18 protein-coding genes and 1 riboswitch are annotated in these 20056 nt (G+C 61.3%); of the genes, 13 read left to right on the forward strand and 5 right to left on the reverse strand.

Translation table 11 applies throughout. The features are described from left to right. Positions 1-6 precede the first annotated feature (6 nt). Positions 7-828 carry an HDOD domain-containing protein gene (locus FFH90_RS23700; RefSeq protein WP_086944831.1) on the forward strand — a complete coding sequence of 274 codons (822 nt, stop codon included), beginning with the start codon at positions 7-9 and terminating at the stop codon, positions 826-828. Positions 829-953: 125 nt separating this feature from the next. Here the strand turns inward: FFH90_RS23700 and FFH90_RS23710 are convergent, their stop codons facing one another. Both FFH90_RS23710 and FFH90_RS23715 read right to left on the reverse strand, forming a co-directional pair. Continuing rightward, positions 954-2342 (reverse strand): sensor histidine kinase, encoded by a 1389-nt coding sequence (locus FFH90_RS23710; protein ID WP_138866190.1) that lies wholly within the window; start codon positions 2340-2342, stop codon positions 954-956. Next, a complete protein-coding gene (locus FFH90_RS23715) occupies positions 2335-3006 on the reverse strand; it encodes a response regulator (protein ID WP_007941432.1) in 672 nt (223 codons plus the stop codon). Before FFH90_RS23715 ends, FFH90_RS23710 begins: the two co-directional genes overlap by 8 nt. Before the next feature lie 234 nt (positions 3007-3240). Here FFH90_RS23715 and FFH90_RS23720 point away from each other — a divergent pair, with 234 nt between their 5' ends. The 5 genes from FFH90_RS23720 to FFH90_RS23740 are packed head-to-tail and all read left to right on the forward strand — an operon-like array spanning position 3241 to position 8616. Next, positions 3241-4533 (forward strand): OprD family porin, encoded by a 1293-nt coding sequence (locus tag FFH90_RS23720; RefSeq protein ID WP_086944829.1) that lies wholly within the window; start codon positions 3241-3243, stop codon positions 4531-4533. Between the two features lie 39 nt (positions 4534-4572). Further along, the gene (locus FFH90_RS23725) at positions 4573-5550 is read left to right on the forward strand and encodes a tripartite tricarboxylate transporter substrate binding protein (protein ID WP_018926791.1); all 978 of its coding nucleotides are present in this window, start codon (positions 4573-4575) and stop codon (positions 5548-5550) included. Positions 5551-5608: 58 nt separating this feature from the next. Further along, positions 5609-6067, forward strand: coding sequence for a tripartite tricarboxylate transporter TctB family protein (locus FFH90_RS23730; RefSeq protein ID WP_018926792.1), 459 nt, complete (start codon positions 5609-5611; stop codon positions 6065-6067). Position 6068: 1 nt separating this feature from the next. After that, positions 6069-7583, forward strand: coding sequence for a tripartite tricarboxylate transporter permease (locus FFH90_RS23735; protein WP_064619745.1), 1515 nt, complete (start codon positions 6069-6071; stop codon positions 7581-7583). Beyond that, a complete protein-coding gene (locus FFH90_RS23740) occupies positions 7576-8616 on the forward strand; it encodes an AbrB family transcriptional regulator (RefSeq protein ID WP_018926794.1) in 1041 nt (346 codons plus the stop codon). Before FFH90_RS23735 ends, FFH90_RS23740 begins: the two co-directional genes overlap by 8 nt. Positions 8617-8648: 32 nt before the next feature. Here FFH90_RS23740 and ung read toward each other — a convergent pair whose 3' ends face one another. Further along, on the reverse strand, positions 8649-9341 hold the full coding sequence (ung, locus tag FFH90_RS23745) for a uracil-DNA glycosylase (protein ID WP_019580851.1): 693 nt from the start codon (positions 9339-9341) through the stop codon (positions 8649-8651). 132 nt (positions 9342-9473) lie between these two features. Between ung and FFH90_RS23750 the strand changes: the two genes are divergently transcribed. Next, positions 9474-10586 carry an enoyl-CoA hydratase/isomerase family protein gene (locus FFH90_RS23750; RefSeq protein WP_138866191.1) on the forward strand — a complete coding sequence of 371 codons (1113 nt, stop codon included), beginning with the start codon at positions 9474-9476 and terminating at the stop codon, positions 10584-10586. A 50-nt stretch (positions 10587-10636) separates the two neighbouring features. On the opposite strand, the gene FFH90_RS23755 is transcribed toward FFH90_RS23750, so the two are convergent. Both FFH90_RS23755 and FFH90_RS30475 read right to left on the reverse strand, forming a co-directional pair. Continuing rightward, positions 10637-11080: a hypothetical protein gene (locus FFH90_RS23755; RefSeq protein ID WP_082920899.1), complete on the reverse strand. Its 444-nt coding sequence runs from the start codon at positions 11078-11080 to the stop codon at positions 10637-10639. Positions 11081-11292: 212 nt separating this feature from the next. Then, entirely contained in the window at positions 11293-11529 is a 237-nt protein-coding gene (locus tag FFH90_RS30475) for a hypothetical protein (RefSeq protein ID WP_018926798.1), read from the reverse strand. A gap of 281 nt (positions 11530-11810) precedes the next feature. After that, positions 11811-11911: riboswitch (guanidine-I (ykkC/yxkD leader) on the forward strand. 62 nt (positions 11912-11973) lie between these two features. Here FFH90_RS30475 and FFH90_RS23765 point away from each other — a divergent pair. The 6 genes from FFH90_RS23765 to uca all read left to right on the forward strand — a co-directional run bounded on the left by FFH90_RS23765 (position 11974) and on the right by uca (position 20044). Further along, on the forward strand, positions 11974-13041 hold the full coding sequence (locus tag FFH90_RS23765; RefSeq protein WP_018926799.1) for a putative urea ABC transporter substrate-binding protein: 1068 nt from the start codon (positions 11974-11976) through the stop codon (positions 13039-13041). A 17-nt stretch (positions 13042-13058) separates the two neighbouring features. Continuing rightward, the gene (locus FFH90_RS23770; protein ID WP_138866192.1) at positions 13059-13874 is read left to right on the forward strand and encodes an ABC transporter permease; all 816 of its coding nucleotides are present in this window, start codon (positions 13059-13061) and stop codon (positions 13872-13874) included. 19 nt (positions 13875-13893) lie between these two features. Then, positions 13894-14682, forward strand: coding sequence for an ABC transporter ATP-binding protein (locus FFH90_RS23775; RefSeq protein ID WP_138866193.1), 789 nt, complete (start codon positions 13894-13896; stop codon positions 14680-14682). 12 nt (positions 14683-14694) lie between these two features. Beyond that, entirely contained in the window at positions 14695-15420 is a 726-nt protein-coding gene (locus FFH90_RS23780; RefSeq protein ID WP_064619763.1) for an urea amidolyase associated protein UAAP1, read from the forward strand. Positions 15421-15431: 11 nt separating this feature from the next. Continuing rightward, positions 15432-16073 (forward strand): urea amidolyase associated protein UAAP2, encoded by a 642-nt coding sequence (locus FFH90_RS23785; RefSeq protein WP_138866194.1) that lies wholly within the window; start codon positions 15432-15434, stop codon positions 16071-16073. A gap of 338 nt (positions 16074-16411) precedes the next feature. Continuing rightward, positions 16412-20044, forward strand: a complete 3633-nt coding sequence (uca, locus tag FFH90_RS23790; RefSeq protein WP_138866195.1) for an urea carboxylase — start codon at positions 16412-16414, stop codon at positions 20042-20044. Positions 20045-20056 lie beyond the last annotated feature (12 nt).

Raw genomic sequence — 20056 nt, forward strand, 5'->3', positions numbered from 1 at the left:
AAAGAAATGAGTGAGCTGGCGGATAAGGTCCAACAGGATTTGGTTGAGGCCATCGATAATGATGACCTGGTTCTGCCAACATTACCGGAAGTGGCCCTGCAGATTCGCAAGGCCGCCGAAGACCCGGAAATCAGTGTCAGCACCCTGAGCAAAGTGATCGGCCGTGACACCGCGCTGTCGGCGCGCCTGATCAAAGTGGTCAATAGCCCGTTGCTGCGCGCGACCCAGGAAGTGACTGACTTGCACACGGCCATCACCCGGCTGGGCGTCAATTACAGCAGCAACCTGGCCATCGGCCTGGTGATGGAACAGATTTTCAATGCCCGTTCCGAAGTAGTGGAACAGAAAATGCGCGAGGTCTGGCGCAAAAGCCTGGAAATCGCCGGCGTCAGCTATGCGTTGTGCCGCAGCTACACACAACTCAAGCCTGATCAAGCGGCGCTCGGCGGGCTCGTGCATCAGATTGGCGTGCTGCCGATCCTGACCTACGCCGAAGATCACTATGAATTGCTGTCAGACCCGGTCAGCCTCAACCATGTGATCGAACGCATCCATCCGCTGCTCGGCGATAAATTGCTCAGGGTCTGGGATTTTCCGGAAATGCTGGTGCAATTGCCGGGGCTGTATCTGGATTTCAAGCGGCAATCGGCGCGGGTCGACTATGTCGATCTGGTGCAAGTGGCCAGCCTGTATTGCCACAAGGACACCGATCATCCCCTGGCTCGCATCGACCCGGTCAGTGTGCCTGCCTTCGAGAAGCTGGGGATCGATCCGGAGAACGAAGCGATGTGCAAGGATCTGGAAGAGTCGCGGTCGATGTTTTACTGATTTCTGTGGCGAGGGGGCTTGCCCCCGTTGGACTGCGCAGCAGTCCCTTCTTGGGGCCGCTTCGCAGCCCAACGGGAGCAAGCTCCCTCGCCACAACAAGCCTCTCTCCGCAGGTATGAGTGTGTTCACTCCCCCGCAATAAAACTTACCCGCACTTTCAGCCCCGCAAACTCGCCATCGTGCAGGCTGATCTGCGCCAGATGGGCGCGGCAGATCTCGCCGACAATCGCCAGCCCCAATCCCGACCCAGCCACCTGCTGATTGCGCCGGTAAAAGCGCTCGAACACCCGTTCCCGCTCTTCAAGGGGAATTCCCGGACCATCGTCCTCGACCTCCAGCACCGCCGGCGCCGTGACCCGCAGAATCACATTGCCGCCCGGTGGCGTGTGGGCCAGTGCGTTGTCCACCAGATTGCTCAACAGCTCGTTCAGCAGCGTCGGCTCACCACGCATCCACACCGGCTCGTCAGCTTCCAACGCCAGTGCCACGCCACGTGCATGGGCCAGCGGCGCCATGGCCATGCCCAGTTCACGGGCCAACTGACTGAGGTCGAGCAATTGCGCACCGCCCTCGGCGATGGCCCGGGCGCCATTCTCGACCCGTGCCAGCGAGAGCAATTGATTGGCCAGGTGGGTCAGGCGATCCGTGCTCTGGGCGGCGGCTTCCAGGGTACTGCGCCAGGTTTCGGGTTCGTTCGAGCGCAAGCCCAGTTCGAGGCGAGCCTTGAGCGCCGCCAGCGGCGTGCGCAGTTCATGGGCGGCATCGGCGATGAATTGCGCCTGGCGCTCGAACTGCCCGCGCAACCGCTCGGTAAAGTGATTGAGCGCACGCACCAGCGGCCCCAGCTCGTGCTGCACTTCCACCAGCGGCAAGGGGCGCAAGTCATCGGGTTGACGCTCTTCCACCGCGGTACGCAAGCGCTCCAGTGGACGCAGCGCCGCACTGACCGCAAACCACACCAGCAACAACGCACCGATCGCCAGCATGCCCAGCCGCAACAAGGTGTCGGCCATCAGGCTGCGCGCCATGCGGACCCGCGCCTCATCGGTTTCCGCCACGCGGATCTCCGCCATGCCGTTCATGTTCGGTTCGCTGACCGCTTTGAGCAGGCTGACCACCCGCACGTTCTGCCCTTGATAGGTAGCATTGTAGAAACGCGCCATCGCCGGATAGTCATCGGTGCGCGGCGTTCCCGGTGGTGGTGGCGGCAGGTTTTCGTAGCCCGAAATCAGCTTCTGATTGATGTCGTTGACCAAGTAAAAAATCCGCCCGGCGCTGTCGTAGGCAAACGTGTCGAGGGCCACGTAAGGCACGTTGGCGCTGAGGCTGCCGTCGCGCTGGGACAGGCCGGCGGCGATGGTCCGCGCCGAGGCCAGCAAGGTCCGGTCATACGCGGTGTCGGCGGCTTCGCGACCGTTCCAATACGCACTCAAACCACTGGCAAGCATCAACACCACCAGCAGCAGCGCGAGGTTCCACAGCAACCGCCAACGCAGGCTGCTGAGCTTATGCATCGCGGCTTTCCAGCAAATAGCCAAGGCCACGGAAGGTCACGATGGCCACCGGTTGGCCGTCGAGCTTTTTGCGCAAGCGGTGGACGTAGATCTCGATGGCATCGGGACTGGCCTCCTCATCCAGGCCGAAGACCTGAGCCGCCAATTGCTCCTTGCTCATCACCCGGCCGGGACGGGCGATCAGGGCTTCGAGCACTGCCTGCTCGCGGGAGGTCAGGGTCAGTAATTCTTCGCCGAGGGTGAAGCGCCGGGTGTCCAGATCGTAAGCCAGCACGCCACAGCGCTGCTGGCGTTCACCGCCGAGCACACTCCGGCGCAGCAAGGCTTTGACCCGGGCTTCGAGTTCGGTCAGTTCGAAAGGTTTGGCCAGATAATCGTCAGCCCCCAGGTTCAGGCCATGGACCCGATCCTTGACGTCGCTGCGGGCGGTCAACATCAGCACCGGCAGGTTCTTGCCCCGGGCCCGCAAGCGCGCCAGCACTTCGAAACCGTCCATGCGCGGCAGGCCGACATCGAGGATCGCCATGGCGTATTCCTCGCTGCTCAAGGCCAGGTCGGCCGCCACACCGTCGTGCAGCACATCCACGGTCAGCCCGGTGCTCTTGAGCGCCTGAGCGACACTTTCGGCAAGCTGCAGATGGTCTTCGACGAGCAGAACACGCATGGATCTTTACCTCATTCAGGGATGGTCGACGCCATTCTTTGGCGCGGAGTTTACAGCCGCATCCGTCGCTGTGAAGCCCGAAAACCGTGAAAGTCAGCTGAAAGGTTAGCGAAAGGTTGGCCGGTTAGAGTCCCGCTACGGACAGCTTTCACTGCCGTAGTCAGAGCACATAGCGATACGAAAAACGCCCCGAAGCGTTTTCGCCAATAAGAATAATAAACGGAGTATGTCACCATGCTGTCCATGCAGCTTCAGGCTCGCCCGCCTGTTCGTTTTTCCCGCCTCAACCACACCGCCCTTGTCAGTGCCGCCGCCCTCGCCGGCTTTTCGCCGTTGAGCCAGGCTGCCTTCTTCGAAGACAGTAAGGCAACCTTCGAAACCCGCAACATGTATTTCAACCGCGACTTTCGCGATGGCACCAGCGCCCAGCAATCCAAGCGGGACGAATGGGCCCAGGGGTTCATGCTCAATCTGCAATCGGGTTACACCGACGGCACCGTGGGGTTTGGTGTCGATGCGCTGGGCATGCTGGGGGTCAAACTCGATTCGAGTCCGGACCGCACCGGTACCGGCCTGCTGCCAACCCATGACGACGGGCGCGCGGCGAACGAGTATTCCAAGCTCGGCCTGACCGGCAAAGTGAAGATCTCCGCCACGGAACTGAAAATCGGCAGCCTGATTCCGGAACTGCCGATCCTCAAGCCCAACGACGGTCGCATTCTGCCGCAGACCTTTGAAGGCGGAATGCTGACCTCCAAAGAGATCAAGAACCTGACCTTCACCGGCGGGCGTCTGGAGAAAGCCAAGGACCGCGACAGCACCGACTTCGAAGACATCGCCCTCAACAACAAGAACAGCCGCTTCGCCGGCACCGTGGCAGGCAAGCATTTTGACTTTGGCGGCGTGGACTACAAGTTCACCGACAAGATCACCGGCAGCTACCACTTCGCTCAACTCGATGAAGTCTACAACCAGCACTTCCTCGGTGTTGTCGCTTCGCAACCGTTCGGCCCCGGTACTTTCGGTACCGATCTGCGGTTTGCCATCAGTGACGACGAGGGCGCGGCCCGTGGCGGCAAAATCGACAACAAGTCCCTGAACGGGCTGGTGAGCTACGCCTTGAGCGGGCATAAACTCAGCGCCGGCTATCAGCGCATGTCCGGTGACAGCGCCTTCCCCTACGTCGATGGCAGCGATCCGTACCTGGTCAACTTCGTGCAGATCAATGACTTTGCCGGCGCCGAAGAACACTCCTGGCAGGCACGTTACGACTATGATTTCGCCAAACTCGGCGTTCCCGGCCTGAGCTTCATGAGCCGTTACGTGAGCGGCGACAACATCAAGCTCAAGAACGGTGATGAAGGCAAAGAGTGGGAACGCAACACCGAGATCAAATACGTCGTACAAAGCGGCGCCCTCAAGGACGTTGCCGTACGCCTGCGTAATGCCACCTACCGTTCCAACTACTCCGCTCGCGATGCCGATGAAGTGCGTCTGCTGGTGAGCTATAGCGTTGCCCTTTGGTAATTCAGTACGTCCATAACAAAAACTCTTAAGGAGACTTGAATGAACCTGTCACTGCGTAAAGTTGCTCTGGCCACCGGCATCATGCTGTTCGCCGGCCAATTGCTGGCCGAACCCAAACGCCCGGAATGCATCGCCCCGGCCTCGCCGGGCGGCGGTTTCGACCTCACCTGCAAACTGGCGCAAAGCGCGCTGGTCAACGAAAAACTGCTGACCAAACCGATGCGCGTGACCTACATGCCCGGCGGTGTCGGCGCGGTGGCGTACAACGCTGTGGTCGCTCAGCGCCCGGCCGATGCCGGTACGCTGGTGGCCTGGTCCAGCGGTTCGCTGCTGAACCTGGCGCAAGGCAAATTCGGGCGTTTCGATGAAAGCGCCGTGCGCTGGTTGGCGGCGGTTGGCACCAGTTATGGCGCCATCGCGGTGAAAAGCGATTCGCCCTACAAGACCCTGGACGATCTGGTCAAAGCCCTGAAGAAAGACCCAAGCTCGGTGGTGATCGGTTCCGGCGGCACCGTCGGCAGCCAGGACTGGATGCAAACCGCCCTGATCGCCAAGGCAGCCGGGATCAACCCGCGCGACCTGCGTTACGTCGCCCTCGAAGGCGGCGGTGAAATCGCCACCGCCCTGCTCGGCGGCCACATCCAGGTTGGCAGCACCGACATCTCCGACTCCATGCCACACATCCTGAGCGGTGACATGCGTCTGCTGGCGGTGTTCTCCGAGAAGCGTCTGGACGAGCCGGAAATGAAAGACATTCCGACCGCTAAAGAGCAAGGCTACAACATCGTCTGGCCGGTGGTTCGCGGCTTCTACCTCGGGCCAAAAGTCAGCGACGAAGACTACGCCTGGTGGAAAAACGCCTTCGACAAACTGCTGGCCTCCGAGGATTTCGCCAAGCTGCGCGATCAGCGTGAACTGTTCCCGTTCGCCATGACCGGCCCGGAGCTCGACACCTACGTGAAGAAGCAGGTCGCGGACTACAAAGTGCTGGCCAAAGAGTTCGGCCTGATCCAGTGATCGCCTCTGTCTAGCGGCTGCGGCCCCGGTTCTCGGGGGCGTGGCCCAGGAGTTCCCCATGCTCATACAACGCATTTTTGCTTCGGTGCTGTTGCTGGCCTGTGTCGGCCTGGCGCTGATGGCGTGGCCGTATCAAGCGGCTTTTTCCTACGAACCGGTCGGGCCTCGCGCCTTCCCCCTGCTGATGCTCGGCCTGATGGGCCTGGCTTTGCTGTACATGGTGTTTCGGCCGGCGCCGATCGTGCACAGCGATGACGACCCGAAACTGGACCGCGAAACCCTGATCAAGATCGGCATCTGCGTGGCGCTGTTGCTGGTGTTCGCCGGGGCCTTCGAACCCCTTGGTTTCATCGTCGCCAGCATTCTGATCGGGGTCCCGATGGCACGCCTGTATGGCGGCCGCTGGCTGCCCAGCGCGGTGATCATCAGCCTGATGGCCATCGGTCTTTATCTGCTGTTCGACAAGTTGATGGACGTGCCACTGCCGTTGGGCGTGCTCGACGTTCTGGAGAACTGATATGGATACTCTTGGCTATTTGGGTCAGGGCTTCGGCGTTGCGCTGAGCCCGTACAACCTGGTGACCGCACTGTGCGGCACCTTGATCGGGACCGTCGTCGGGCTGCTGCCGGGGCTGGGGCCGATCAACGGCGTGGCGTTGCTGATTCCGATCGCGTTCGCCCTCGGCCTGCCACCGGAGTCGGCGTTGATCCTGCTGGCGGCGGTGTACCTGGGTTGCGAATACGGCGGCCGGATCAGCTCCATCCTGCTGAACATTCCGGGCGAAGCCTCCACCGTCATGACCACCCTCGACGGTTACCCGATGGCCCGCAAGGGTCTGGCCGGTGTAGCGCTGTCGCTGTCGGCGTGGAGTTCGTTCATCGGTGCCTTCATCGCGACTTGCGGCATGGTGCTGTTCGCCCCGCTGCTGGCGAAATGGGCGATTGCCTTCGGACCGGCGGAGTATTTCGTGCTGATGGTGTTTGCGATTGTCTGTCTCGGCGGCATGGCCGGTGATCGACCGCTGAAGACCTTCATTGCAGCGCTGATCGGTCTGTTTCTGTCGAGCGTCGGCATCGATGCCAACAGCGGCGTATACCGCTTCACCGGGGATAACATTCATCTGACAGACGGCATTCAGTTCGTCGTGCTGGTATTGGGCCTGTTCTCCATCAGCGAAATCCTCTTGCTGCTGGAAAAAACCCACCGTGGCCAGGAAGCGGTGAAAGCCACCGGGCGCATGATGTTCAACTTCAAGGAAGCTTCGGCGGTGTTCGTGGTGAACGTCCGTTGCGGTTTGCTGGGCTTCATCATGGGCGTGTTGCCGGGTGCCGGCGCGACGCTGGCCAGCGCGGTGGCCTACATGACCGAGAAACGTATCGCCGGTGCCAAGGGCACTTTCGGCCAAGGCGACATGCGTGGCCTCGCGGCTCCGGAAACCGCCATCGGTGGCGCAGCCTGCGGTGCCCTGGTGCCGATGCTGACCCTCGGTGTTCCAGGCTCGGGTACCACGGCGGTGATGATCGGCGCACTGTCGCTGTACAACATCACCCCGGGCCCGCTGCTGTTCCAGCAACAACCGGACATCGTCTGGGGCCTGATCGCGTCGTTGTTCGTCGCCAACGTGATGCTGGTGATCCTCAACATCCCGATGATCCGCATCTTCACCCGCATCCTCGCCGTGCCGAACTGGGCACTGGTGCCGGTGATCGCGATCATCACCGGGATCGGCGTCTACGCCGTACACGCCACCACCTTCGACCTGTTCCTGATGATCGGCATCGGCATCTTCGGCTACATCCTGCGCAAGCTGGACTTCCCGTTGTCGCCGGTACTGCTGGGCTTCATCCTCGGTGGTCTGATGGAACAGAACCTGCGTCGCGCGCTGTCGATTTCCAACGGTGCACTGGAAATCCTCTGGTCGAGCCCGATCACGTTCGGTTGCTGGGTGCTGACTGCCATCATGTTGCTGATGCCGCTGCTGCGCATCTGGCGCAAACGTTCGGTCGCCCGGCGCGCTATCGCCGATGCCTGATCGAACACCCTTCAAAGCCTGGTGGGGAACACCGCTGGTCGGTCTGCTGGGCGGTTACCTCGCCAGCCAGATCGGCTGGCCACTGCCGTGGATGGTCGGCTCGTTACTGGCGATCATCCTCGTGCGCTGCCTGACACCCTGGCAACTGGCGGAAATCCCTGGCGGGCGCAAGTGCGGCCAGTGGGTTGTCGGCATCGGCATCGGCCTGCACTTCACCCCGGTGGTGATGGAGCAGGTGCTGAGCCACTTCGGTCTGATCTTCTTCGGTGCGTTGGTCACCAGCCTGTCCGCGGTGGTCGGGGTCTGGTTGATGCGGCGTACCGGCGAAGATCGCGCCACGGCGTTCTTTTCCAGCATGCCCGGTGGCTCCGGGGAGATGGTCAACCTCGGCGCCCGCAATGGCGCGGTGCTCAGCCGTGTCGCGGCGGGACAAAGCTTGCGGGTGCTGGTGGTGGTGCTGTGTGTGCCAGCGGCGTTCAAGTATCTGTTGGGCGACGGTGCGCCGGCCTTGCATGCAGCGACCGTCAACTGGTGGTGGCTGGCCCTTCTGTTCCCGGCGGGCGCCCTGGCCGCCTGGATCTGGGAGCGCCTGCGGCAACCCAACCCCTGGCTGTTCGGGCCGTTGCTGGTGAGTGCGGCAGTGAGCATTGGTTGGGACCTGCACATCGGCTTGCCCAACGGCGGCAGTCAGATCGGCCAGTGGCTGATCGGCAGCGGGTTGGGCTGCCACTTCAATCGACAATTCTTCCGACGGGCACCGTCCTTCATGGGCCGGACCCTGATCGGCACGGTCTTGACCATGTTGATCGCCACGCTGGCGGCGCTGGGTTTGAGTGTATTGACCCATCTGGATCTGCGTTCGCTGACGCTGGGCATGATGCCCGGCGGGATTGCCGAGATGAGTTTGACGGCTGAGACCCTGCAATTGTCAGTGCCGCTGGTGACGGCGATGCAGGTGATGCGGCTGTTGTTCGTGTTGTTTTTGGCAGAGCCGTTGTTCAGGTATTGGAACCGGGAGCCGGATTCCGTCTGATATGAGCCCCCTCGCCACACTCTTCACACTCTTCACACCGGCGGCAACCGCCACTCGATCGGCGTCTCGCCATTCTGTTCCAGAAACTTGTTCGCCCGGCTGAAATGCCCGCACCCGAGGAAGCCGCGATAAGCGGACAGCGGTGACGGGTGAACCGACGTCAATACCAAATGCTTGGTGGCGTCGATGAGTTTCTGCTTGCTCTGGGCATGCGCGCCCCACAGCAAAAACACCAGATGCGGCTGGTGCTCGCTGACCACTTCGATAATCCGGTCGGTAAAGTGCTGCCAGCCCTTGCCCGCGTGGGCGTTGGCATTCGCCCGCTCCACGGTCATGGTGGTATTGAGCATCAACACGCCCTGCTCTGCCCAACTCTGCAGGTAGCCATGGTTGGGGATGTCGATGTTCAGGTCGCGTTTCAACTCTTTATAGATGTTCACCAGCGACGGCGGCGCCGGTACACCCGGTTGCACCGAGAAGCACAGCCCATGGGCCTGACCCGGGCCGTGGTATGGATCCTGCCCGAGGATGACCACCTTGACCTTGTCCAGCGGCGTGGAATTGAGCGCATTGAAAATCAACGGTCCCGGCGGATAGATCTCCTTGCCCGCCGCGCGTTCCTGTTGCAGGAAAGTGCGCAACTCTGCCATGTAAGGCTGGTCGAATTCGGCACGCAGGGCCTCCTTCCAGCTCGGTTCGAGTTTGATACGGTCGTCAGCAGTCATGGTTACATCCGGCAAAAACAATGGGGCGAACCCTAGGAAAGCCCATCACGCTTGTCAATTGATCTGACGCAGATCCGGCATTTTCCTATAGAGCGATCATACTGAACGCTCAAATTCCCGATCGAGGTCATGATGAATCTGCACTTCGAAGAACTCACCGGCACCGACGGCGCACGCATCGGCATCGCCAGCCTGGATGCCGAAAAGTCCCTCAACGCCCTCTCCTTGCCGATGATCAACGCCTTGCGCGATCAACTGGACGCCTGGGCCAAGGAACCACAGATCGTTTGTGTACTGCTGCGCGGCAATGGCGACAAGGCCTTTTGCGCCGGCGGTGAAGTGCGCAGTCTGGTGGAAGCGTGTCGCGCCCATCCCGGGGAAGTACCGCCCTTGGCTGCGCACTTCTTCGCGGCAGAATATCGCCTCGACTTCAAGTTGCACACCTACCCGAAACCGTTGATCTGCTGGGGTCATGGTTACGTGCTGGGCGGCGGCATGGGGCTGCTGCAAGGGGCGGGCATTCGGGTTGTCACGCCGAGCAGCCGATTGGCGATGCCGGAGATCAGTATCGGTTTGTACCCGGACGTCGGCGCCAGCTGGTTTCTGTCGCGGCTGCCCGGCAAGCTCGGGTTGTTTCTCGGCTTGACCGGCGCCCGGATGAACGGTCGCGATGCAATCGATCTGGACCTCGCGGACCGCTTTTTGCTCGATCAACAACAGCCGGAGCTGATCGAAGGTTTGCTGCAATTGAACTGGCAGGAACAGACCGCCATGCAGCTCAACAGCCTGCTCAAGGCCTTGCAACAAGAAGCGCTCGTAAAAATGCCCGAAGCGCAGTGGCTGCCGCGACGCCAGCAGATCGACGAGTTGCTGGATGTCAGCGACGTTCGTTGTGCCTGGAAGGCCATCAGTGCGCTACGCGTTCATAAAGACCCGCTGCTCAGTCGTGCGGCCTGCACCATGATTGAAGGCTCGCCCCTGACCGCTCATCTGGTGTGGGAACAGATCGCCCGCGCCCGGTACCTGTCGCTGGCTCAAGTCTTTCAGATGGAATACACCATGAGCCTCAATTGCTGCCGTCATCCGGAATTCAGCGAGGGCGTGCGCGCGCGGTTGATCGACAAGGACCAGAAACCTCACTGGCACTGGCCGGATATCAACACGGTGCCGGAGGCGGCGGTGGAAGCGCATTTTCACAAGGTCTGGGAAGGTCGGCATCCGTTGGCCGATCTGTCGGAATACTGAAATCCGGGCACAAAAAAGCGGCGCTTCATGCGCCGCTTTTTATTGAGGAGTTAGCGACGGCCGCCTCGGCCATCGTTATCGCCATGATCGCCTCTTCCGCCATGGTGATCCCGTCCACTGTGGCCCCGGGAATCGTCGTTCCAGTTGCCGCGACTACGACCATCCCAACCGTCGCGACGACCATCCCAACCACCGCGGTCATGACGGTCCCATCCGCGACTCTGGTTGCCGCGGTAGTCGTAATAGCGCGGTGCCGGTTGATAAACCCGCGGCTGGTAGTAATAACGTGGCGATGGCTGGTAATACCGTGCAGGCGGCGAGTAATACCTGCGCGGAGCTGTGTAGTAACCACCATCGGAGTAATACGGCGCTGGGGACGTGTAGACATCCGAGCGGTAGTAGCTGTCGCCATCGGAATAGGGCACGCACGCACCAAGAAACAATCCCGATAGAACGATCAGCAGAATATGGCGGAGCTGTTTTCGACAGAGCATGGCGGCCTCCTGGACCGCGAGTGAGCCACACCAGCGACGCTGGCAGGCGACAGTCAATTGTTCGGCGACTGTCGAAAGATCAGACAGTGAAATCGGGATCTGGTGCGTTTCTGTAACACGCCGATACAAGTAGCCGATGAAAGGTTTTTCATCCTGCGCAAAAGAAAACGGCGCCTGCGTAAGCCGCAGGCGCCGTTGTGCTCATGAGCCGTTTAGCGATGCCCGCGATCGTGATCACCATGGTAATAGCGAGGCCCACTGAAATAGTAGTAACGATAACCCCCGTAAAAGCGTGGGCCACCGTAGTAGTAAGGTGAGTAGTAATAGCCGGGGTAGTAATAAGGTGCCGGATAAACATCGGCGCCCCCTACATAGTAGTAACACCCGGACAGACCCAAACCAAAAAACACACTGAGCAGTATTTGGCGGAGCTTTTTCTGACAGAACATGGAGGCCTCCTGAAAGACCTGCAACGGCAGTCGAGTCACACCTGTTTTGACTTTAAAACAGGCACCGAGTGCCTGATCGCATCGACCTTCAGATCAGCGGCTAGCTGTCCTTCTACGGTGCATACCCATGCGCTGCGCACCATGACAAGGCAAAGCGCCCTCCCCTGGTTGTCTCGCCCTCCCTTCCATGCCCCCAGCCAGAGCGCTCAAGCCGACTTGGCACGGCTCTCGCTTAACCAAAGACGTGCAGGAGTCATCACAGGTTCGCGGCACCACAATTTGCAATGGCTGACTAGGGTTCCGGCTCGCAATCGCGAGTGACTGGTCCGAGAGTTGGCGACCTCCAGTTGAGGTTACACGGCGGGACAAAAGCCCGGGAGACAAGCCACCGTTCGCGGTGCCGCTGCCTTCCTGTCCGCCCTTGATCAACTGGAGAACCATCCCATGTCCCGACTTCGTTTACCCGCCCTGCTCGCCGCTGCTTTTGCAGCCCTCGTGAGCGTCTCGTCCCACGCCGCACAGAAAGACCATTTCAGCGTCTGCTGGACGATTTATGCCGGCTGGATGCCCTGGGAATATGCCGGCAGCCAGGGCATCGTCGACAAATGGGCGAAAAAGTACGGCATCAAGATCGATGTGGTGCAGCTCAACGACTACGTCGAATCCATCAACCAATACACCGCCGGCCAGTTCGACGGCTGCACCATGACCAACATGGACGCGCTGACCATTCCGGCTGCCGGTGGCGTCGACAGTACGGCGCTGATCGTCAGCGACTTCTCCAACGGCAACGACGGCATCGTGCTCAAAGGCGAAGGCAAGAAAGTCACCGACCTCAAGGGCATGGACGTCAATCTGGTGGAGCTGTCCGTCTCCCATTATCTGTTGGCCCGTGCTCTGGACTCGGTAGACCTTACCGAGAAAGACCTGAAAGTAATCAACACCTCCGATGCCGATATCTCGGCTGCCTTCAACACCGAACAGGTTCACGCCGTCACCACCTGGAACCCGATGCTCTCGGACATCAAGGCCAAGCCTGCGGTGACCGAAGTGTTCAATTCCAGCCAGATCCCCGGCGAAATCATGGACATGATGGTGGTCAACAGCGCCACCCTCAAAGACAACCCGGCCCTGGGCAAAGCCCTGACCGGCGCCTGGTTCGAAGTGGTCGCGTTGATGAACGCGAAAAACGCCACCAGCCAGGCCGCCCTCGAACACATGGCCAAAGCTTCGGGCACCGACCTGGCCGGTTTCCAGGCGCAACTCGACACCACCAAACTGTTCGCCACGCCCAAAGAAGCCCTGGCGTTCTCCACCAGCAAGCAACTGCCCGACACCATGCGCAAGGTCGCCGAGTTCTCGTTCCAGCACGGCTTGCTGGGTGAAGGCGCCAAGGACACCAGCGCCATCGGCATGGCCTTCGCCAATGGCGTGACCAGCGGCGATAAAGGCAACCTCAAGCTGCGCTTCGACCCGACTTACGTGCAGATGGCCGCCGACGCCAAGCTGTAAGACAGGAGGAGCTGGCCATGCGCCTGATCAATCGCCACCCGGATCGCCCGAGTCGCCTGCTGTTGGTGATCCTGCCGTTCGCCCTGGTGCTGTTCGCCTACTTCATGGGCTCGACCGAACGGCTGATGGACAACCCCAACGACAAACTGCTGCCCAGTGCCGTGCAGATGACCGACGCGGTGAAACGCCTGGCCTTCACCGCCGACGCCCGCACTGGTGAATACCTGCTCTGGCAAGACACCGCCTCCAGCCTGCGGCGGTTGGCCATCGGCCTTGGCATCAGTGCGTTGGCCGGGCTGTGCCTGGGCATCGCCGCCGGTACGCTACCGCTGTTTGGCACACCGTTATCGCCCGTGCTGACAGTGCTGTCGATGGTGCCGCCGCTGGCGATCCTGCCGATTCTGTTCATCGTGTTCGGGTTGGGGGAGTTGTCGAAAGTGATGCTGATCGTGATCGGCATCACCCCATGCCTGGCCCGTGATCTGGAACAGCGCGCCCGGGAAATTCCGCTGGAATTGCTGATCAAGGCGCAGACCCTCGGTGCTTCAACCTGGACTCTGATGCTGCGCGTGGTGCTGCCGCAATTGCTGCCGCGCCTGCTGATCTCGTTGCGACTGATGCTCGGCTCGGCGTGGTTGTTTTTGATCGCCGCCGAAGCCATCGCCTCCACGGACGGTTTGGGTTACCGGATCTTCCTGGTGCGCCGCTACCTGGCGATGGACGTGATTCTGCCCTACGTGGCGTGGATCACCCTGCTCGCCTGGCTGATGGACTGGGGCCTCAAGCGCCTGACCCAACGGGCCTTTCCCTGGCACCAAGGTGCCTCCAAATGAGTTATGAAGGGGCGCGGGCATGAGCTTCATCACAGTGAAAAACGTCTGGCAGCAATACGCCGATCAGGTGGTGCTTGAAGGGCTGAACCTGAGCGTCAACGAAGGTGAGTTCTGCACCTTGGTCGGCGCGTCGGGTTGCGGCAAATCGACCTTCCTGCGGCTATTGCTCGGCCAGGAACGCGCCAGTCGTGGCGAGATTCTGTTGGACGGTCAGGCATTGGCTGGCGAACCGGATTCGAGCCGTGGCGTGGTGTTCCAGCGCTATTCGGTGTTCCCGCACCTGACCGTGCTGGACAACGTCGCCCTCGGCCTCGAACTGCCGCGCTCGCCATTACTGGGGCGGTTGTTCGGCAGCACTAAGAAAGAGGCACGCGATCACGCCTCGGTGTTGCTGCACAAAGTCGGCCTTGGACATTCACTGGACAAGTACCCGGCGCAGCTCTCAGGTGGTATGCAGCAACGACTGGCGATTGCCCAGGCGCTGATCATGAAACCTCGCGTGTTGCTCCTCGACGAACCGTTCGGCGCCCTCGATCCGGGCATCCGCAAAGACATGCACAGCCTGCTGCTGGAGCTGTGGCGCGAGACGCAACTGACGGTGTTCATGGTCACCCACGACCTGTCCGAAGGTTTCAGTCTCGGCACCCGCTTGCTGGTGTTCGACAAGGTCCGTGTCGACCCGCACGCCCCCGGCGCCTATGGCGCACGCACCACCTACGACATCCCTTTGAACAGCGACCGCCGCGCCAACCGCGCCGCCGTCGACGCCCTGCCAGCTCAGTTGGCAGGCACGCTTCGTATCGCTTAGAGGAATCTGCACATGACTGATTCGACCCAACTGTTCCCGCCGTTCGCCGAAGAAATGCTCCCCGGCGGCGGCCATCGTTCATTCGTCCTCAGACGCGGCCAATTGCTGCGCCTGACCGACCTGCGCGGCGGTGCCAACGTCAGCCTGACGTTGCTCAACGCCAACGAAAAAACCGAACGCCTGAATCTGCCCGACAGCCTCAAATGCCAACACACCGCCAAGCTCACCACCGGCCATTGCCTGTACTCGGACATGGGCCGCGTGCTGGCGGCCATCACCGCCGACACCTGTGGCTGGAGCGACAGCCTCGGCGGCGTGCTCTGCGCTGAAGAAGTCGCACAAAAATATGGCCAGGGCCGCTATCAGGAACTGCGCAACGGTTTCTTCCGCAACGGCACCGACAACTTGTTGGTGGAGCTGGGCAAGTGGGGACTGGGCCTGTCCGACCTGCTGATGACGCTCAATCTATTCAGCCGTGTGAACGTCGATGAGGCCGGCCGTTTCCACTTCGTCGAAGGCAATTCCAAGGCCGGTGATTACATCGAGTTGTACGCGCCGATGGACACCCTGGTGGTACTCACCGCGTTGCAACACCCGATGGATCCGTCGCCGGAATACGCACCGAAACCGCTGAAGCTGAGCTGGATGAACGCCGATGCCAGCGTCGCCGAACACTGCCGCACCTCGCGCCCGGAAAACGAGCGCGGCTTCATCAACACCGACCGTCTGTTCGCCTGAGGATCGCTGCCATGTCACTCGCTATCGCCACCGCTCACAAGCAACCAGAAACAGCGGTCTACCGCGCCACCATCCCGGCCGGCGAACCCTGGTTGATGGAGGTCAAGGCCGGCCAGACCCTGCGTATCCTCGACCTGGAAGGCAATCAGGCGGTCGACACCTTGTTCTACAGCCTCGCCAATCCCAAGGAGCGCTATGACGTGCAACGCACGTTGCGTCGGCAGAACAGTGTCTACCTGAGCACCGGCAGCGTGCTCTATTCCAACCTCGGCAAGCCAATGCTGACCATCGTCGAAGACACCTGCGGGCGTCACGACACCCTCGGCGGTGCCTGTGCACAAGAGAGCAACACCGTGCGTTACGCCCTGGAAAAACGCTACATGCACAGCTGCCGCGACAACTACCTGCGCGCCTGCGCCCACGACGGGCGCCTGGGTAAGGGCGACATCGGGCCGAACATCAATTTCTTCATGAATGTGCCGGTGACGGCCGATGGCGGGCTGACGTTTGAAGACGGGATTTCAGCGCCCGGCAAATACGTCGACCTGCGCGCCGAGATGGACGTGATCGTGCTGATCTCCAACTGCCCGCAACTGAACAACCCGTGCAACGCCTACAACCCCACGCCTGCGGAGCTTTTGGTATGGAACTGAAACTTGCGCGTTTGCGGCGGTGGTTGTTTGCCCTGTGTCAGGCCCGCTCCGGCCAGTGCCTCAAACAACGCTGATCCCTGTGGCGAGGGAGCTTGCTCCCGCTGGGTCGCGAAGCGGCCCCAAACCCTGCTATCGCGCTATGTCTGACGGACCACAGCAGCAGGTTTTGCGACTGCTGCACAGCCGAGCGGGACGGTGCGGCGATCCGACAAGCTCCCTCGCCACAAAAAAGCGTGAATTTTGTTCATCCGGGACGGCCCGGGTGCATCTCGAAAAACTGCGGGACGGCCCGCATCCCAGGTCGAGGCTGATGCGCTATCGCCTCCAGGGGTTATGCCATGTTCGAAAAAGTCCTCATCGCCAACCGTGGCGCCATTGCCTGCCGCATTCTGCGGACCCTGCGAGAGTTGCAGGTCAAGGGCGTCGCCGTTTACTCCGAAGCCGACGCCGCCAGCCTGCATATCCTGCAAGCCGATGAAGCTCACAGCCTGGGTGAAGGCGCCGCGGTCGGCACTTACCTTGCCGTGGACAAAATCCTCGCCATCGCCAAATCCACCGGCGCTACGGCGATCCATCCCGGCTACGGATTCCTCTCGGAAAACGCCGCGTTCGCCGAGGCCTGCGAAGCAGCCGATATCGCCTTCATCGGCCCCACGCCTGAGCAACTGCGCGTGTTTGGCCTCAAACACACCGCCCGCGCCTTGGCCAAACAACACGGTGTGCCGATGCTCGAAGGCACCGAACTGCTCGACAGCCTTGACGCGGCATTGATCGCCGGCGAACAGGTCGGCTACCCGGTGATGCTCAAAAGCACCGCCGGCGGTGGCGGCATCGGTATGCGCGTGTGCCGCAGCGCCGCCGAATTGGGCGAATCCTTCGAAGCGGTCAAACGCCTCGGGCAGAACAACTTCAGCGACGCCGGTGTGTTCATCGAAAAGTACATCCAGCGCGCGCGACATCTGGAAGTGCAGGTGTTCGGCGACGGCCAGGGCGAGGTGATTGCCCTCGGCGTGCGCGACTGTTCGGTGCAGCGGCGCAACCAGAAAGTCCTTGAAGAAACCCCGGCACCCAACCTGCCCGACGGCATGGCCGAAGCGCTCTGCCTTGCCGCGATCAAACTCGCCAAGGCAGTGAATTACCGCAGCGCCGGCACCGTGGAGTTCGTCTTCGACAGTGACGCCCAGCGTTTCTATTTTCTTGAAGTGAACACCCGTTTGCAGGTGGAGCACGGTGTCACCGAGCAAGTGTGGGGCGTGGATCTGGTGCGCTGGATGGTGGAACTGGCGGCCGGGGATTTACCGCCATTGAACGCATTGAGCCAAGGCTTGAAAGCTAACGGCCACGCGATCCAGGCAAGGCTCTACGCCGAAGATCCGGGGCGCGATTTTCAACCGAGCCCCGGCCTGCTGACGGCGGTAAGTTTCCCCGTCGCCGATGGCAAACACCTGCGCATCGACACGTGGGTCAAGGCCGGTTGCGAGATCCCGCCGTACTTCGACCCGATGATTGCCAAGGTCATCCGCTGGGCGCCGACTCGCGAAGAGGCCCGCGCTGATCTGCTCCAAACCTTGGGCGACAGCCTGCTGTACGGCGTGGAAACCAACCGCGATTACCTGCGACAGATTCTGCTCGATGTGCCCTTTGCCAGCGGCCAGCCATGGACCCGTTGCCTGGAAGCGCTGGTCTACCAGGCCAACACCTTCGAGGTGATCAGCGCCGGCACCCAGACCAGCGTTCAGGACTATCCGGGGCGTCTCGGTTACTGGGCGGTGGGTGTGCCGCCGTCGGGGCCGATGGACAGTCGTGCATTGCGTTTGGGTAATCTTTTACTGGGTAACGATGAAGGCGCAGCGGCCCTGGAAATCACCATGAGCGGGCCGATGCTGCGCTTCAATTGTGATGCGGTTGTGGCAGTGACCGGTGCGCAGATTCCATTGACGCTGAACGGTGAAGCGGCACCGATGAACACCGCGCTGCTGATTCCGGCCGGGGCCACAGTGCATCTCGGCACAATCGCCGGTGCAGGCGCTCGCAGCTATCTGTGCCTGCGCGGTGGCCTGCAAGTGCCGGATTACCTGGGCAGCAAAAGTACCTTCACCCTCGGTCAGTTCGGTGGCCATGGCGGTCGTGCGTTGCGTGCCGGGGACGTGTTGCATGTGCCAGCCTTGATCGACCGTAGCGCGGGTGTTCAATTGCCTGATGAGCAGGTCACCGAGTTGCCGGCCGTGCGGCAAATTCGGGTGATCTACGGCCCCCATGGCGCGCCGGAATACTTCACCGAACACTACATCGGCACCTTCTTCGCCACTCAATGGGAAGTGCATTTCAACTCCAGCCGCACCGGTGTGCGGCTGATCGGGCCGAAGCCGGAATGGGTACGGGCCGACGGTGGCGAAGCCGGGTTGCATCCGTCGAACATTCACGACAATCCGTACGCCATTGGCGCGGTGGATTTCACCGGTGATATGCCGGTGATCCTCGGTCCCGATGGTCCGAGCCTCGGTGGGTTCGTCTGCCCGGTGACGGTGATCGAAGCGGATCTTTGGCAGCTCGGGCAGCTCAAGGCTGGAGACAAGGTGCAGTTCCAACCAGTCGATCTCGAGACCGCCCGTAACCTCGCCTTGAAATGGGATTCCTGTGGGAGCTGGCTTGCCTGCGATGAGGCCCGATCAGACACCGCATCAACTTCATCGCAGGCAAGCCAGCTCCCACAGGGGGTTGTGTCGCCTGTGATGCTGGATATCGGCCAGGGAGATACACGGTTGGTCGCCCGGTTGTCGGGGGATACTCACCTGTTACTGGAAATCGGCGCACCGGAACTGGACCTGGTCCTGCGCTTCCGCGCCCACGCGCTGATGCAGGCATTGGAAAGCAAACAGCTGCACGGGGTGATCGACCTGACGCCGGGCATCCGTTCGCTGCAGGTGCATTACCAACCGGAGCAACTGCCGCTCGCCGATCTGCTGGGCATCGTCGCCGGTGAGTGGGACGCCGTGTGCGCCGCCAAAGACTTGCAGGTTCCCTCGCGCATCGTGCACCTGCCGCTGTCCTGGGATGACCCGGCTTGCCAGTTGGCCATCGAGAAATACATGACCACCGTGCGCAAGGACGCCCCATGGTGCCCGAGCAATCTGGAGTTCATCCGGCGCATCAACGACCTGCCGAACCTCGACGAAGTGCAGCGCACGGTGTTCGACGCCCGCTATCTGGTGATGGGGCTGGGCGATGTCTACCTCGGCGCTCCGGTCGCCACCCCGCTCGACCCACGGCATCGTCTGGTCACCACCAAATACAACCCGGCCCGCACCTGGACCGCTGAAAACTCGGTGGGCATCGGTGGCGCCTATATGTGCGTATACGGCATGGAAGGCCCCGGTGGTTATCAATTCGTCGGCCGGACCTTGCAGATGTGGAATCGCTACCGCGAGGTCGCCGCGTTCGATGGCAAACCGTGGCTGCTGCGGTTCTTCGATCAAATCCGCTTCTACCCGGTAAGCGCCGATGAACTGCTGCGCATTCGACGGGATTTCCCGCTCGGGCGCTTCGCGCTGAACATCGAGCACAGTCAGTTGAACCTGGCGGATTACCAGGCGTTTCTGGCGAAGGAAGCCAACAGCATTGCGGCGTTTCGAGATCAGCAAAAAGGTGCGTTCAACGCCGAGCGCGAGCGCTGGATCGCCAGCGGTCAGGCGCATTTCGACAGTGAAGAACCGGCGCCGCAAGTGACCGAAGAGGCACTGTTGGCCGACGGTCAGCAGAGCATCGACAGCCACATTGCCGGCAACCTCTGGCAGGTTCAGGTGGAGGTCGGCAGCCAAGTGGTCGCCGGAGATGTGCTAGTGATTCTGGAGTCGATGAAGATGGAAATCCCGCTGCTCGCGCCCATGGCCGGTGTGGTGCGCGAGATTCGTGTGCAACCAGGCTCGCCAGTGCGCGCCGGACAGCGCGTCGTGGTGCTGGAACTCGACTGAAGCCATTTCAAC

This window comes from Pseudomonas sp. ATCC 43928 (assembly GCF_005938665.2).
GTDB lineage: Bacteria > Pseudomonadota > Gammaproteobacteria > Pseudomonadales > Pseudomonadaceae > Aquipseudomonas.